Origin of the sequence: Luminiphilus sp. nBUS_16, from assembly GCF_051201645.1 — a bacterium.
In the GTDB taxonomy this organism is placed as follows: Bacteria; Pseudomonadota; Gammaproteobacteria; order Pseudomonadales; family Halieaceae; genus Luminiphilus.
The window spans coordinates 2,248,271-2,263,838 of the sequence record NZ_CP179205.1 but is presented as its reverse complement, the minus strand read 5'-3'; the positions used below and the strand labels follow the sequence as shown (position 1 = coordinate 2,263,838).

Sequence of the window (15,568 nt, the reverse complement as noted above, 5' to 3'; positions counted from 1 at the left end):
TACACAGGATAGATTGCCGTGTTTGGCTTTAAAGGTGTTCATCATATTGCAATGTCGGTGCCCTCTTTGGCCGCGGCAAAAAGTTTTTACGTGGACAAACTAGGGTTCTCGATTGCCGATCAAGCCCACCTCCCCCCCTCAGTAGAGGGAGATAAAGTCACCGCCCTGAACGGAGCAGACTGTCAGGTATTGATGGTCAAGGCCGGCAATCTTTTTTTGGAAATTTTCGAGTTTCACCGCCCTGAACCAAAGCCACAAAACGAGCGACGGGTGTGTGATCATGGCTACACGCACCTAGCATTTGAAGTGGAAGATATAAACGAAGCTTATCATTATCTTGAAGACGCAGGCGTGCGCTGGCATCACACACCGGTCAAGGCCGGTAAAGGATATGTGATGACATACGGTCGCGATCCCTTTGGAAATGTTATAGAAATCCAACAGCTGGTCGATGGTCTGCCCTACAGCTACAACCAATTACTAGGAGGACATCCATGAGCGAAGAAGGGGTTTTGGCGTGGGAGGAGTATATGCGCTGCGATGCCACAGATCTGGCGCAAATGATATACCGCGGAGATGTCAGCAGCGCTGAGATCGCTCAACAAGCTGCATTGGCCACGGAACGGGTAAATCCGAAGATCAATGCTGTAATAGAAGTCTTTGAGGATGTTGTTAATGACCCCTTCAAAGATGGCATGAATGCCCAGGGAAGCTTTGCCGGTGTACCGATGATGCTCAAAGATCTGGCATCGCGTATGAAGGGTCGAGTACAGGAAAGTGGCTACGCCTGGCAGGAGGGCAATGTCGCTGATGACGACGATCCGTTCACCCGAAACCTTCGTCAGGCCGGTTTTAATTTGATTGGCCGCACAACCACACCTGAAGACGGCATGGCCGGCGTAACCGAAACCATCAAGTTTGGTATTACACGAAACCCCTGGAGTCTGGATCGGTCAGCAGGAGGTTCCTCCGGCGGTTCTTCAGCGGCTGTGGCCGCGGGCATACTACCGGTGTGCAGCGCATCGGATGGGGGTGGATCCATTCGTCTGCCTGCCAGTTGGAATGGTTTAGTAGGTTTAAAGCACACCCGTGGCCGCCTACCTCTACCCGCAGGCTTACATGAAGGCTTACTGCCAAGTGGAGTTGAAGGGATTGTTACGCGCTCTGTACGCGACACTGCAGCGATTCATGATCTAATTTGCCACAAGCCACTGGGCACAGGTTTCATGCCCTATCCCAAACCTGAAAGCTTGACAGCACAACTGGGAGTGCCGCCACGAAAAATGCGAATTGCACTATCCACTGGCAACTGGTCACGCGCCAAGACAGTTCCGGCGGAGCACATTGAACGTGTCAATGAGGTAGCCCTATGGCTCCAGGGTCAGGGTCACATCGTGGAGCAGATAAACGACCGTGATCTATGCAACTTCGAGCAACTCTTTGCCTCATACAAGCTAGCCAATTGGGTGGCCCCATTAGGCAACTCTATTCCCGCCGCAGCAGCACACCTCGGCGTTACCTTGACCCCGGAAAACACGAGCAGCCAAGCCCTGAAACTAATTGAAGCGGCCAAGTCGGTAACAGTCGATGATTTTATGAATGCCCTTGCGGTTAATGCACAAACCTCCCGCGAATTTGGTCAGTTTTGGGAAAGAGGTTTTGACCTGCTACTAAGCCCAACGCTGGGGGATAGGTGTCCCGAAGTGCAAAGTGAGCAATACGCCCTATCGAGCTCACTTTCTTTTGACGAATTTTTCGACCACGGCATGAACCTGTGTCGCTACACCATGCCAGGCAACGACACCGGCCTGCCTGCCATCAGCTTGCCTGCTGGTCTGGATATAAACGGCTGTCCATTGGGAGTGCAATTCTATGCACCGTGGGCAGCCGAGACAGATTTAATCCATATCGCAGGTCAATTGGAAGACGGTAAACCAGAGTGGTTTTCACAATTGGCTCCTTACAATGTGGCGACGGCATAAGGGAGATTCACCTTGGACAAAGACACATTACAGGCTGTTTCCCAGCTATTGGATATCGAAGCCATTAAACTGCTGAAGGCCAAGTACTGTCAGTACGCCGACAGCGGAACCCAGGCAGATGAATTTGCGTCGCTATTTACACCTACCGCTACTTTAGATGAAGGAGATGATGGGGTGTATATAGGGCGGAACAGTATCTGCAAAATGTACAATGATGTCTGGCCCTACTTCAAATTGAATCAGCACCTTGTGCTTAACCCTATTATAGAGGTCGACGGCGACAAGGCGCGCGGTGACTGGCGTTTGCTACAGCTTTGCACCACCGTTCACCCACAAGGTGATCGGGCTTTCTGGGCCTGCGGTTATTACAAAGAGCGGTACCTGAGAGTAGAGGGCCAGTGGATGTTTGAACACGTAGAGGCGAGAGTACACTTTTGTTGCGATCACGAGCAGGGGTGGGGCAAGGAGCCCTGGGGCGAGTTACTTCCCGAACAAGCTATGTCAGGCCTTGGGCTTCGCTAGAGAAATCGACGCACTCATGAGCCATTCATTTCGGAAATAAGGCTCAAATGAATACCTCACAGAACCAGGCACGTGTTGGGCTTTTTTGTTTTTACGGCTCTGCTTTGGCTCCTTCTACTCCGAATCCACCTCTGATGTATCTGGGAAGGATCACTAGAACAAACAACAGAGGCTCCACGGCCCCCGGGGGTCTAAATTGGCTCGGCAGTTGAAGGTAAATGCCCACTTAAACTCTGTGTAGCAACTCTGTGTAAGTAGGGTGGATTGTGGTAGTCTAGCACTTGGTGCAGATGCATCAGAGTTAGAAAAAAGTCAATAAAGTCAGTTGGTTAGAATACCGGCCTGTCACGCCGGGGGTCGCGGGTTCGAGTCCCGTCCGCTCCGCCATTTTCCCCCCTAAATTCTTTCTTAAATTCAGTGACTTACAAATTCTGACAGGAATTTAAGGCAAAATTTAAGGCAAATTGCGAACGAGTGGAGTGTCAAAGATCTGCTTGTCGGCATACTCCTCGATGTACTCTGAGTAGATCCGCAAAAACATCTCAACCGTGTGTCCCATCTGCTTGGCAGCCGCCGCCGGGTTGACATTAGCGGACAGCAGTTCAGCAGCCCGAGTGTGTCGGCAGGTATTGGGCCTGCTCACTCCTCCCTTTCAATATCCACTTCTGATGTGTCTGGGGAGGAACAATAACAGTAACCACAAAGCTTACACGCACTCTTGGGGCAGTTCGCGCTTGGGCAGCTGTTGGGTGCTTCATCTGTTAGCAAAAAGTAGTTTTTGGTGGCTCTAGTGCACCGTGGGGCTAGGCGCTAGAGGCTCAGCTCTCTTTCAATATTTGCCCATCGGTTTGTCTGCTCACAGTCGCCTTTTGCTAAGGATTTAGCCCCCACACTCAGGATAGAATTGGCCATCTCTCGTACCAAGGGCTACGTCATCGCCTAGCGGCGGCAGGCTTCTACCACCAAGAAAGTCTCAACAAAGGTGGCAAGTGTTTGCATAAGGACAGGTTTTAGACCCAAAACTCATGAGCTGTTAACGACATAGCAGTGAAAAAGCAATTAAAACAAAAGGTATTCGTCAATGAAAACTCTACGGAATTCCACTCTTCTTACCTCTGCAATCTCCTTACTTGCCTCGATTAACATTGCAGCCAGCGATACCACCATTCCGGTAACGGCTGAAAACTTCTCTCACGCTGAAACCGCGCGAAACTACCGCAACTGGGCGGCGCAGGGCGCGAACAAAGGGTTCGTCATAATGCCTGGCCTGCCTCCTCGCGGTAAAGCAGCTGCAACGGTGCAAATGAACGACGACACCCTTTATGGTGCGGCCATTGCAGAAGCCGTTGACGGCAAGGTGACGTTTTCAATACCTGAAACGGATAACTACCTCGCCGTGCAAGTGGTTACCGAACGCGGACACGGGCAGCAATATGTTGTAGAAGATGGTGTTTATAACCTGCCGGTTGAATCGCAATACGCATTCCTAATTTATCGCTCCGGGACCGAGAACGGCATCGACGCCGCTAAAGCAAATTTAGGCAAAGTGGACGTGACAGACATTAACTTCGCCACGAGCTATAAGGTGCAGCCGTACGATTACGACGAAGTCGAAAAGTGGGTAAAGAAATACACACAAGAAGTGAACAGCATGGATAACTTCACCTACACGTTTCCTCGCACGTCCAAAGACGTCACCGATCTGCACCAGTGGAATTTAGAAAATGCGGCAGGCTGGGGAGGCGCAAGCCCTGAAGCGTTTGTCGGGAATAAATATGCCAACAGCTCAAAAATGAAGGCCGGCACCTGCTATACCTCGACATTCAATGACCCAGAGAATAAGTTTTTCACGTCGATCACTGCTTACGATAGTGATAAATACTTGATGAAAGATGTCCGCAGCATCAATTCGCATATGTGGGATAAGAACAGCGATGGCACAGTCACCGTATCGTTTAACTGCGGCGAAAACGCGAAAAATAATATTGATACACAAGGCAATGACTTCACCTTCACCTCACGTCATTACGGCGTAAATCCCAAGGTGATTAATAGTGCAGAAGACCCCATTATTTCTGCCGTTAAAGCTCAGTAGTTGCTGTCAAATTTGACCAGGTGCGCCCGGGGTGAACACAGGTTCATCTCGTCAGCTCCGCAACGATTCTGACTGCCGCTCATCACGATATGGCTGCTCCGAGTGGCCCCCTAAAAAGGATAGGAACAAAGTCCAATTGGGGTGTCGACCGGGCCATAACAATACGCATGACAGCACGAATATTGCGATGTAAATGGATTCGGAGGCTTAGTCGGCGACTGTCCGCGCTGCCATATCCCCAAAAGCACAATGTTTGTGCAGATGTTAGCTTTTCTTAGACCCTACCCAGCTGGCCCAGTAATTAACCGCTCCTAGCTGTGGTGTTTGGCTTACCGGCTTTTACTCGTTGAGTTTATCTGGCATTTGCTGGCTCTTTGGGGGGCTGTTGGCGCGTTCTCCAGAATCCACCGACTGATCGACTGATCGACTGAATCTGCCACAGGCGATGGAGTGGCCTTGCGAGCGCACCGTGGGACTCGGCAGGATTTGCTGTAATAAAGCCACAGTGTCTTTCTAGATTGTCACCTGCATAAGTTATTACCTGCCTCATTGCCCTCCAACTATTATTGTCTTACTCAGACTGCGCTGCAGAACTTAGTTACACTATTGCCATGGATTTAATGATCATGGCACTGCCTGTATTTGCGCTGTTCATAGTGGCTGAGGCCACCTGGACGAGCTTTCGTGGGCAGAGTGTTTACGCGATTCGGGACTTTGGCGGTTCTATGTCGCAGTTGGGTATTAATATTTTAGTACGGTTCACCATTGGCGGTGCGCTGATAGGGCTGCATTTTTGGTTATACCAATTTCGGGTGTTCGAGGTGCCAGCTGGACCTTGGGGCTGGCTGCTCACCTTCATCACGATTGACTTCGTTTTTTATTGGTACCACCGCGCCCAGCACCGGGTGAGGTTTTTGTGGTGTGCCCATGTGGTGCATCACTCTAGCGAACACATGAACTTCGGTACCGCGTTGCGGCAGTCCCCTACAGGGCCTTTCACCAAGATGCTTTTTTACTGGCCACTGCCGTTAATCGGGTTTGACCCGCTTGTAATAGCCAGTGCTGGTGCAATTGCCACAATCTATGGCTTCTGGACTCACACCGAGGTGATCAAAAAGCTCTGGGCGCCCATCGAATGGGTGTTTGTGACCCCCTCATATCACCGCGCTCATCATGGTTCAAATCCCGAGTACGTTGACAAGAACTACGGTAACTTTTTAATTATTTGGGACCGAATGTTTGGCACCTTCCAGGCCGAGGTGGCTCAAGTACAGTACGGTCTTCTGACCAACATCAATACCTATAATCCGTTGCGCATCGCGTTTGCCGAGTGGCTCAGGCTCATTCGGGAGTCTTTTGCCGCACGTTCCTCTGGACAGTTGTGGCAACTGTGGCTGCGCCCCCCGCGAGAGCAAGAAAAAGCCTAATGTGCCGCAGACCATTGCAGCCGATGGGTGACTGGATAATCGCGTTCCTAACCTCGACAGAACTAAACAATCCGGCAGGCAGCAGTGGCAACGCTACGGCCCTCCCTAGCAGCGAACCCCGGCATTAACTCTGAGTGTGCTTCGCCGGGCTGCCTCGGATAGGGCCGCAGTGAGCCTCCTTGCCGCACACCCCAGTTGATTTAGACTCTGGAGAGGAAGGTAGGCTCCTAACAAAGCTCAGTTATTGAAGTTTTTTTGTTATGTACGCGCTGTGACGCAGCCACATTGCAGCTTCAGTAACCGCCAATGGTCTTAGTGGGTAAGCTGTCGGCCACTTGGTCCGGTACGAAGAAATCCCGAAAAAGGTCGGCACCGGGTGCAACTGCATATTGATCGAAATCGGTCACGCCCTCGGCACGGAGAACCTCCTCGTCAATGTAGAAGTTACCAGAGCATGTGGCTGAGTCTCGGCAAAGTATGGCGTAGGCTGCATCTGCCATGATTGAAACCAATCGGCACCCTTTGACCATTTCATCGTCGCCCAGAACGTTGCGAACGGCTGCAGTATCAATGGCAGTCAGCGGCCACAGCGAGTTGACTGCAATTGCGTCTGGCGCCAGTTCTTTACTCATGCCCAACGTACACAGGCTCATGCCCATTTTGGCGATCGTGTAGGCAACGTGTGGTGCAAACCATTTGGCTTGCATGTCCAAAGGTGGGGCAAGGTTTAAAATGTGCGCGTTGCTGCCTTTCTGCAAGAATGGGATGCAGGTTTTTGATACCAAAAAAGTCCCACGCGTATTAATTTCATTCATCAAATCGTAGCGCTTCATCTCGGTATCTAAGGTGCCAGTCGGGCTAATGGCACTAGCGTTATTTATGCAGATATCGATGCCCCCAAATTTATCGACAGTCTGTTGCACCGCGGCCTGTACCTGGTCCTCGAAGCGTATGTCACACAGGACGGGCAGTGCCGCGCCACCCGCGTCTTCGATTTCTTGGGCAGCGGTGTAGATCGTGCCCGGGAGCTTAGGGTGCGGCTCGGCAGTTTTCGCCGCAATCGCAACATTTGCCCCGTCCCGGGCCGCGCGTTTGGCAATGGCCAGTCCGATACCGCGGCTGGCGCCGCTGATGAAAATTGTTTTTCCTTGCAAACTCATTACGGTCTCGCTCTGTCTGGGGGAGTTACTGTTCATATCGATGTAAGGGGACCGAGGTTATCAGAAAAAAGAGCTCGTAGACGGTTTCAAAAACAATGACAGCCTGTCCTGGGAGCAGAATCTGGTGCCGCGTCGGTTGGCAACAGCAGTATTAAGTCCGCATCATTATCAGTGCCCCCGTTGCTGCTGCATGGCTGAGGCATTCTTGTCAGTCTTTTGGGAGCCTTCGAGTTTCGCAGCTTGTAGACGCGATAGCTGATGCTCAACCTAGAAACCCAGCCCCGTGCCGGACATTTTTTCTTGGGGCGCTTAATCGCCACTGTTCCCACCGAGTAAATATAGTCATAGAGGCTGCAACTCAATACTATAGGACAGCGCGTGTTGCGAGTACCGGGCTCGATATGCGTTTAGCGGAGCTTCAGCGGGCCTTGATAAACGGCGCTCGCATGGGTCTGGTTCCCACAGGATAAGACGATTACCGTCACCAATGATCCTGCAGCGCGCAGTGTAAAAAAAGGACAAAGGATGAGCGATTCAACATCAATTTTAGGACAGATGGGTTACCCCATGATGTTCAGTTTGTTAGCTGTTGTAGTAGTAGCGTCGGGATTGTTTTATAGCGCTTCAAAAAAGTTCGTGCGGTATTTTAAACGGCGGCAAGAGCAGGACGCGGTTGAGGGCAGGGACGACTGAGGGCGCTACGCCCGGGGGGTGCATGAGGGGTTGCCCATAGCAGTGCACGCCGCTTGTTAGCTCGAGCTAACCCGCAGCCAATTTTCCAAAGCACACTTATGTTCACTCGCAGTGTGTCAGGTCTTCCTGATAACGCGCTGCAAGGCCCGCGTCTGGCCAGACCTTAGAGACCCAATACCCAACGATGAGTGCCGCTAGAAAAGCCGGGGGCATTGTTTCGAGTGCAGCAAAGTATTCCCCAACGCTGTGGAGGTCTTGAAGTAAAAATTTACTGGCGATGGTCATGAAAAATCCAGCCAGCATAGAGGCTATGGCAGCGCGCTCAGTAAACCCTGACCAAAACAGGGAGAGAATCATCATAGGGCAAAAGGTCGCGGCGATGCCGGACCAACCAAAGATGGCAAACCAAAAAATTGTGCGGTCAGGGGACATAATCGCTACCGTCACAGCAATGAGCAGCGCTATAAGTGCCAGCGCCAATGTCATTATCCGGCAAAGCTTGGCCGCCTGAGCGTCACTCAAGGTTGGGTTATAAATTTGTCCATAGAGATCGTGAGTGAGAGAGCCTGCTGCCATCACGATAAGTGACGATACCGTTGACATGATGGCAGACAATACGGCCGCTACGTACAGTCCTACGATCCACGGGGGAAAGGTATACTCGACCAACTCGGGCAATACATTTTGAGCGCCGTTGCCCAAAACAACTTCTGGATCTGCACCTGTTTGAGTGAAAATGAAGCGGCCTAAGATGCCAATCGTGACCGCAGAGAAATCGACCAGCAGAGTGAAAACTAATGCGACCCATTTACCGCGGTGAATTTGTTGATCACTGCGGATCGCAATTAAGCGCGCAAATACCTGTGGCGACCCCAAAAAACCGAGCCCGATCAGGGCCATACCTATCACCGCGGCAATGTTGAGCAGGGTGGGGCCCCCGGTACCCCATGCAGTGACTAGGCTAGCGTCGATGGTGGCAAGCCCGTTATAAATTGAACCCGCATTAGCCATGGTCAGAATGGCTACCGTGGGGAGTAACATGAGGCATGCCAACATTACGGCACCCTGCAACATGTCGGTCCAAGCAGCGGCGAGAAACCCCCCCGCCAAACAATAAATGGTGACTATGCTAAAGCCAAAAATGGCACCCGTGAAGTAGGGCCAGTCCAGAAAGGTTTCGAAGGCAGATCCTGTTGCATCAATTTGCGCGGCGATGTAGATCAGAACAAAGATGCAAAGGCTCAGCGCTGCGACCACGCGTAGCGTATGGGTCTTGCTGCGAAAGCGAGTCACTAAATAATCGATAACAGTTATCGCATCGTAGCGGTCGGTCAAACGCTTAAAGCGTGAGGCCATAAAAAACCACATTACAAACACGCCAAGCAACTCGCCGAGCACAACCCAGTAGGCAGAAAATCCAATCATGGCTCCCATACCGGTAAGCCCCAATAACAGCCAAGCTGATTCCCCCGTTGCCTGCGCTGAGAAGGCTGCCACCCAGAAACCCAGAGACTTACCGCCGACAACAAAATCTTTCATGGTCTTGACGCGCTTTGAGGCCACGAAGCCCAGCATCAGAAGGAGGCCAAAGTAGAGCGCAATCATGAAATATTTTTCAAGCATTCAAGTGCCCATCGGGTAGGTGACGGCTGTATTGTGGCTAACGATGTCGGCGTTTTCGATCGGTTGGGTCAACGGGGCTGTAGGCGCTCCACAAAACGCCTTCGTCGGCTGGATCAGCGGGCCCAAAAACAGCGCGTTCTCCGGGCTCTATCGATTGCGATTCCTTGGTAGGGGGGCCAAAGTATTGATACTTAGGATCCGGTTCGGCGGAGTCTCTCTTGGCGTAGAGCCAAACGCCGGATACCAGCAGTAGGATAACCCCCGACAAAAACAAAATATCGGTAAAAACAAAATTCGCCACAAATGGGTTCTCCTCTTGTCGCTATGCCTTGAATAGTCAATATACGGGAAAAATTGGCGCCACTTAACCCTGATGGTTGCATTATTAACTGGTGGCTTAAAGCGTACCCTGAGGATTGCGTCGTAAAGCAGTGGGATTGCCATTTTGGTTGAAATATTTAAAGTTTTTTTAAAGACCTAAGCAGCGAATTGGCTCCAAGAACAAGTTTGGGCAGTGTGAGTTTTGAACCGGTTGCAGCGAAGTTGATGTCATGGAACAGTTTTTGAACCGCCTGAGGCGCTTACTGGCTGCAATTTTCACCCGGTATCACCCGCGAGCGCTGGGTTTGTTCTAATGCGGCAGCAGGGTAATGCGCTGGGGCAGTAATCACGCAAAGGACTTCCGCTTGTTTTTGCCTGTTGTCTTGGGGTCACAACGCCTGCCGCTTGTTATATTGTGTGTCACTCAACTTCAGCCTTCCAACGAGAGCTTATGTCTATAGAAAAAGAGTTGTACAAAGCCGGTCCCTACGCCGATTTTTTTAGCCAAGGTGTACGGGTGGGTGACGCATTGTATTTGGCCGGTCAGGTAGGAATGACAGAGGCTGGAGAAATTCCATCTGATTTACCCGCACAAGTGGAAGCGGCGTACAGAAATATTGCATCGGTCCTTTCTGAATTTGGGGCTACGATGGATAATATCGTGGATGAAACGTTCTTCGTCACAGACATGAAGGAGTGTATGAGTCAGGTACCTGCTGTTTTTGGAGCTAGGCAAACGGCTTATGGTAAGAAGCCCGAAGTCGCTCAAACACTCATTGGTGTCTCTGCTTTAGTGGACCCGAGTTTAAAGGTGGAAATTAAGGTAATTGCAAAGCTTTGAGAGCTTGACTGGGGCTTTAATCCAACGAACTGTTGCGATAAAAGCAAAAAGGCCACACCAAGAGTACCGTTTTTAATGACCGATAAAATTTCAGTTTTCATAGGCGAGGTCTGATGCCCATTACCGGTGAGACGTCGGTGGGATTTGTGATCGCTGCACTGATTGTGATTCTGCTGACCTATTTTTTTGCGGGGTACCGTAGTCGCTCTAAGGTGGCCGCGCTCGAATTGCAGCTGCGCAATGCACAGGAGAGTGGCGACCAGTTGAAGGTGGAAGTGGCGTTGGCTGAAAGTGATCGAGACGAGGCCAAAAAGGCGCTGAGAGAAAGCGAGGATGATGGTCTGCGGCTCGAAAAAGAAAACGAGTTTGCCCAAGCCGAGAAACAGCGGCTCACAGCGCAGGTCGCCAAAATCGAAGGCGAAGTATTGGAGTTACGCCAAGGGCAGGCAGAGCTTAGTGCTGCGCAAGCGCGCATGTTGGGCTTACAGCGAGACCTCGATGAGCTGAAATCTGAACGGCAGCAGCTCCTCGAAAAATTGGAACAACAAACCACCGAAGCTGCAGTGCTAGCGACAGAGCGAGAGCAACAGGAAGCAAAAATTAAAGATCAGAAAGAATTTCTCAAAAACTCTAGTGAGTCCTTGAATCAACAATTTGAAAATCTCGCTAACAAAGTTTTTGAGCAAAAAGGCAAGCAGTTCGCAGAGACAAATCAGACAACGTTGGGAGGCATCCTAAAGCCGTTACAGGAGCAAATAGCGGGCTTTCAAAGTCGAGTTAACGAAGTTCATGATGCATCGACAAAAAGCCATACTTCGTTGCAGCAAGCTATCGATGGCGTCAAGGATTTAGGTTTAAAAATCGGCCAGGACGCTAGCAATCTCACAACCGCATTAAAAGGTGACTCGCAACAGCGAGGGGCCTGGGGTGAAGCGCAGCTGCAGCGAACCCTTGAGATCAGTGGTCTGATCGAGGGGGATCACTACACAATGCAAGACAGCTTTTCCGACAGCGCGGGGAAAGTGAAGCGAACAGACTTTTTGGTGCGTCTACCGGAGGACCGTCAGCTTATTATCGATAGCAAGGTCACGCTCAATGCTTATGAGAGAACGATAGCTGCAGAGACTCCCGAGCACTACGAGCGTGCGATGTCGGAACATGTTTTAGCCGTTAGAAAGCACATTGATGATTTGGCCTCGAAGGATTACACCAACCTTACAGGGATGAAAAGCCCCAGCTATGTGCTCATGTTTATGCCCATGGAATCAGCTTACATCGAAGCGCTGAAGCATAATAAAGAATTGTTTCAGTACGGCTTCAGTAGACAGGTCGTTTTAGTGTCACATACAACATTGATTCCTATTTTGCGCACTGTCGCAAATCTCTGGATGCTTGAGCGCAGCAATGCTGAGGCGAGAGAAATTAGTGACATGGCTGCCGATATTTATAATAAGGTCGCGGGCGTGGCAGAGGGACTGCGTAGCTTGGGAGGGTCTTTAACGACTGTAGGGAATCACTACAATAAAGCCGTAGTTGCGTTGGCTGGAAAGCAAGGGCTCTTTGGTAAGGTCGAGAAGTTCGAAAAAATATCCACAAAAATTTCTAAGGGTTTGCCAGAGTTAGAGCCGCGAGATTTTGAGCTTGAGACCAGCCGACTGGACCTTGTTTTAGAGCCAATAGAAGAGCCCGAGGCATCTTTAGCCCAGCTACCTGATGACCATGCGCCGGCCCTTGCATCAGAAGAGAAAAAAGCCATTACCGGTACGGATTCCCCCTCAGACTGAGTGGCAGGGTATGAGGCTTCTGAAGGCGGGTTCTCATTGCGCTGCAAATATTCCAAGGGATGCACCTTGTCAGTTACCGAGCTTAAGTAGCGGCCGATTCAAGAAAAATATCGGAAATTTTGCATGAGGTAGTCTTGTCTCACCAAGGTCGCACTCGTTCATACTGCGACCAGCCGTTCATATTTGCCATCGTGATCAAAAAATATAGTGAAGGTGCCGCAGATTCCCGTTGAGGTAATGTAGGGCTTGAAAAGCTCCCAGGGAAGATTAAGGGTTCTGCCATCGTGTGCTAAAACTTGCACTCTGCTTTTTTTGGCCTTATAAAACAGAAGAGTTTTTTCGGTGCTTAGTGCGATATCAAAGGTTGCCTGGGGCACTGTTTATCTACCTCTGAGCAGAAAGTAAGTACACGGGTCAAATGTTATCGATCCTTTTAATGACTGACCCTGTATACGTCAGACATGAATATGTTATCAGTCAGGGCGCGTTCACGGGAGTTAACTTTTAAGTATTGGTTTGTTTGATGGACTGCCAATTAATGGCAAAACGCGGGCCCTGATGAGCCCTCAGCACGCATAGCGAGTTGATAGTACTAAGACATGGAGTCAAATATGAAAGTGGCAATATTATTGCGGCTGATCTGCGCGGCATCACTAGTAGTAGGCTGTGCCTCAACCTCAACCCCCTCAGAGCCTTCTGAATCCGCTCCTCATTCTTTGGTCAAGGCTTTTGCTACGGCCGCAGCGCCAAGTCTTACAGACGTTGACACGCCGCTCACGAATACCTACTGGAAGTTAATTAAGCTCAACGGCGAGCCGGTAGAGATGATGAGGTCGCAACGCAAAGAGGCCTATCTGCAGCTTCGTGAGGAAGATCAAGAGGCACGAGGATTCGCGGGTTGTAATAACTTTTCTGGCACTTTTGAGGCGAATGACAGTCAAATTTCTCTGACTGCGTTAATGACAACACGAAAAGCGTGCGTAGACATTATGCCCGCCGAGGTGCAGTTCCTTTCAGTGCTTGAACAGGCAACTTCTTTTATGATCTTTGATGAAGCATTAACGTTACTAAATAAGTCAGGGGTGAGTACTGCCGAATTTATCGCAGTGTACTTTTGATAAGAAAGTATCAGCCCGTCACATCTAGAGGGAAATGTTATGCGCAGACACACAATTTTAGCCAGCTTTGCACTGACGCTAGCCATGGTTGCCTGTGGCAGTCCAGACACGCCCGTCGCGGAATCCAAGCTTGTAGAGAAGTTGCCGGCCGACAAGGTCTTTTTTAACGGGAAGATCATTACCGTTGACGATGACAACCCCAAGGCATTGGCGGTGGCGACTAGAGATGGGCTAATTACTTATGTTGGCGCTTTAGCGGGTCTACAACCGTTCATCGCTGAAACGACTGAGCAAATCGATTTGCAAGGTAACACTATGGTGCCTGGCTTCGTCGATGCACACGGGCACGTTGTGAGTGCGGGCCTTCAAGCGGCAAGCGCCAATTTGCTGCCCATCCCCGATGGTGAAGTCACAGATTTTGCGAGCCTTGTGGCGACGTTGAGGGATTGGCGGGGTTCCAATTCTGGAGTTGAGTTCATAGAGAGAACCGGTTGGTTGCTGGGTTTTGGGTTTGATGATTCTCAGTTGTCAGAGGGCATTTTCCCCACGGCTGACGAACTATCAATGGTTACCGAGGAAAAACCGCTCATGGTGATTCACCAGTCAGGCCACTTCGGCGTGTTTAATCGCCGAGCGCTTGCACTTGCTGGAATAGACGATTGCAACAAGGAAATTCCGGGCGGATCGATTCGCTGTGAGGACGATGGAAAAACGCCTAATGGCGTGCTCGAAGAAAACGCATTTTTCAGCGCTTTACGGGTTTTTCAGTCCAGTATTGAACCCGCCTACGCAATCGATCTTTTCGAGCAGGGCGTGGAGTTATTTGCAAGCTACGGCTACACAACGGCCCAAGAAGGGCGCGCTTTCGCCTCATCGCTGGTCACGGCACAAACTCGCGTCGAGCAAGGAGCGCTGCCAATCGACGTTGCCCTGTACCTTGATTACACAGCGAAAGACCAAATAGCGGCATCGCCTTACTATTCCGGTTCGGCTTATCAGGGCATTGGGTACTCCAATGGCTTTCGCATTGCGGGTGTAAAGCTCACCATTGATGGGTCGCCGCAAGGAAAGACTGCGTGGCTAAGCGAGCCTTATTTCGTAGCCCCTCATGGTCAGCCGGCAGATTACGTGGGTTATCCCGCGATGACCGAACAGCAGGTCAATGACGAGGTGATGGATGCGTTTGCTAATAACCGGCAAGTTCTGGTGCATTGCAACGGCGATGCCGCGATCGATCGGTTTCTCAACGCCATAGAGCGCGCTGTTGCAGTACATGGATTGGGTGATCGTCGTAATGTCCTCATCCACGGACAAACCTTGCGTAAAGACCAAATTGGTCGTCTCAAGGAACTGGGGGTAATGCCTTCACTGTTCCCTATGCACACCTTTTATTGGGGAGATTGGCACCGTGAGTCAGTGCTAGGGCCAGAGCGAGCCGCTTATATCTCGCCGACGCGAGATGTCCTCGATGCTGGGATGATTTTCTCGTCGCATCACGATGCGCCTGTTGCGAGGCCAGATTCGATGCGTGTCTTGTCGGCAACGGTCACGAGAGTGACTCGAAGCGGTGTGGTGCTGGGCGCTGATCAGCGCGTTACACCTTATGAAGGCCTTAAGGCGATCACAATTTGGCCCGCTTACCAGCATTTTGAAGAACAGCAAAAGGGCTCGATCGAAGTCGGTAAGCAGGCTGACTTTGTGGTTCTCTCGAAAAATCCACTTACAATAGATCCATTGAAGATTGCGGAAATTCAGGTTTTGGAGACGATTAACGACGGGCAAACGGTCTATCGTGCTGCCAGTGAATCTCCAACGCCAGCTTCGCTGGTCGGTGGTGATTCAGATAGCAATGGGTGTATTGGGTCTGCGGGATACCAGTGGTGCGAGAAAGAAGGCGCATGCGTCCGCCCTTGGGAAATCATTGACACTGCAAGTGGCACAGCTTCTGATGTCGCCTCTGCTTTTGCGGCCCTGTGCAGCTCAAGTTAGTGCAGAGGTAGAG

At 50.8% G+C, this 15,568-nt stretch carries 14 protein-coding genes; 10 read left to right on the top strand and 4 right to left on the bottom strand.

Translation table 11 applies throughout. The features are described from left to right. Positions 1–18: 18 nt before the first annotated feature. The 5 genes from ACMAY6_RS10070 (at position 19) to ACMAY6_RS10050 (ending at position 6,026) form a co-directional block, all read left to right on the top strand. Positions 19–498: a VOC family protein gene (locus ACMAY6_RS10070; RefSeq protein ID WP_435211511.1), complete on the top strand. Its 480-nt coding sequence runs from the start codon at positions 19–21 to the stop codon at positions 496–498. Next, entirely contained in the window at positions 495–1,982 is a 1,488-nt protein-coding gene (locus tag ACMAY6_RS10065; RefSeq protein WP_435211509.1) for an amidase, read from the top strand. Before ACMAY6_RS10070 ends, ACMAY6_RS10065 begins: the two co-directional genes overlap by 4 nt. Positions 1,983–1,994: 12 nt before the next feature. After that, positions 1,995–2,504 (top strand): nuclear transport factor 2 family protein, encoded by a 510-nt coding sequence (locus tag ACMAY6_RS10060; RefSeq protein ID WP_435211507.1) that lies wholly within the window; start codon positions 1,995–1,997, stop codon positions 2,502–2,504. 1,081 nt (positions 2,505–3,585) lie between these two features. Continuing rightward, complete coding sequence (locus tag ACMAY6_RS10055) at positions 3,586–4,599, top strand: hypothetical protein (RefSeq protein WP_435211505.1); 1,014 nt, start codon at positions 3,586–3,588, stop codon at positions 4,597–4,599. 626 nt (positions 4,600–5,225) lie between these two features. Beyond that, positions 5,226–6,026 carry a sterol desaturase family protein gene (locus tag ACMAY6_RS10050; RefSeq protein WP_435211504.1) on the top strand — a complete coding sequence of 267 codons (801 nt, stop codon included), beginning with the start codon at positions 5,226–5,228 and terminating at the stop codon, positions 6,024–6,026. 293 nt (positions 6,027–6,319) lie between these two features. On the opposite strand, the gene ACMAY6_RS10045 is transcribed toward ACMAY6_RS10050, so the two are convergent. Then, complete coding sequence (locus ACMAY6_RS10045) at positions 6,320–7,186, bottom strand: SDR family oxidoreductase (protein WP_435211502.1); 867 nt, start codon at positions 7,184–7,186, stop codon at positions 6,320–6,322. Positions 7,187–7,711: 525 nt separating this feature from the next. Between ACMAY6_RS10045 and ACMAY6_RS10040 the strand changes: the two genes are divergently transcribed. After that, a complete protein-coding gene (locus ACMAY6_RS10040) occupies positions 7,712–7,879 on the top strand; it encodes a hypothetical protein (protein WP_435211501.1) in 168 nt (55 codons plus the stop codon). A gap of 102 nt (positions 7,880–7,981) precedes the next feature. On the opposite strand, the gene ACMAY6_RS10035 is transcribed toward ACMAY6_RS10040, so the two are convergent. Both ACMAY6_RS10035 and ACMAY6_RS10030 read right to left on the bottom strand, forming a co-directional pair. After that, positions 7,982–9,502 carry a sodium/proline symporter gene (locus tag ACMAY6_RS10035; protein ID WP_435211499.1) on the bottom strand — a complete coding sequence of 507 codons (1,521 nt, stop codon included), beginning with the start codon at positions 9,500–9,502 and terminating at the stop codon, positions 7,982–7,984. 37 nt (positions 9,503–9,539) lie between these two features. Next, positions 9,540–9,803 carry a hypothetical protein gene (locus tag ACMAY6_RS10030; RefSeq protein WP_435211498.1) on the bottom strand — a complete coding sequence of 88 codons (264 nt, stop codon included), beginning with the start codon at positions 9,801–9,803 and terminating at the stop codon, positions 9,540–9,542. A gap of 471 nt (positions 9,804–10,274) precedes the next feature. On the opposite strand from ACMAY6_RS10030, the gene ACMAY6_RS10025 reads away from it, so the two are divergent. Next, positions 10,275–10,664, top strand: coding sequence for a Rid family hydrolase (locus ACMAY6_RS10025; protein ID WP_435211496.1), 390 nt, complete (start codon positions 10,275–10,277; stop codon positions 10,662–10,664). Positions 10,665–10,777: 113 nt separating this feature from the next. After that, the gene (rmuC, locus tag ACMAY6_RS10020) at positions 10,778–12,448 is read left to right on the top strand and encodes a DNA recombination protein RmuC (RefSeq protein ID WP_435211495.1); all 1,671 of its coding nucleotides are present in this window, start codon (positions 10,778–10,780) and stop codon (positions 12,446–12,448) included. 158 nt (positions 12,449–12,606) lie between these two features. On the opposite strand, the gene ACMAY6_RS10015 is transcribed toward rmuC, so the two are convergent. After that, positions 12,607–12,825, bottom strand: a complete 219-nt coding sequence (locus tag ACMAY6_RS10015; protein ID WP_435211493.1) for a DUF2835 family protein — start codon at positions 12,823–12,825, stop codon at positions 12,607–12,609. A gap of 234 nt (positions 12,826–13,059) precedes the next feature. Here ACMAY6_RS10015 and ACMAY6_RS10010 point away from each other — a divergent pair, with 234 nt between their 5' ends. Continuing rightward, positions 13,060–13,566 carry an META domain-containing protein gene (locus ACMAY6_RS10010; protein WP_435211491.1) on the top strand — a complete coding sequence of 169 codons (507 nt, stop codon included), beginning with the start codon at positions 13,060–13,062 and terminating at the stop codon, positions 13,564–13,566. 39 nt (positions 13,567–13,605) lie between these two features. Continuing rightward, positions 13,606–15,555 carry an amidohydrolase gene (locus ACMAY6_RS10005; RefSeq protein WP_435211490.1) on the top strand — a complete coding sequence of 650 codons (1,950 nt, stop codon included), beginning with the start codon at positions 13,606–13,608 and terminating at the stop codon, positions 15,553–15,555. Positions 15,556–15,568 lie beyond the last annotated feature (13 nt).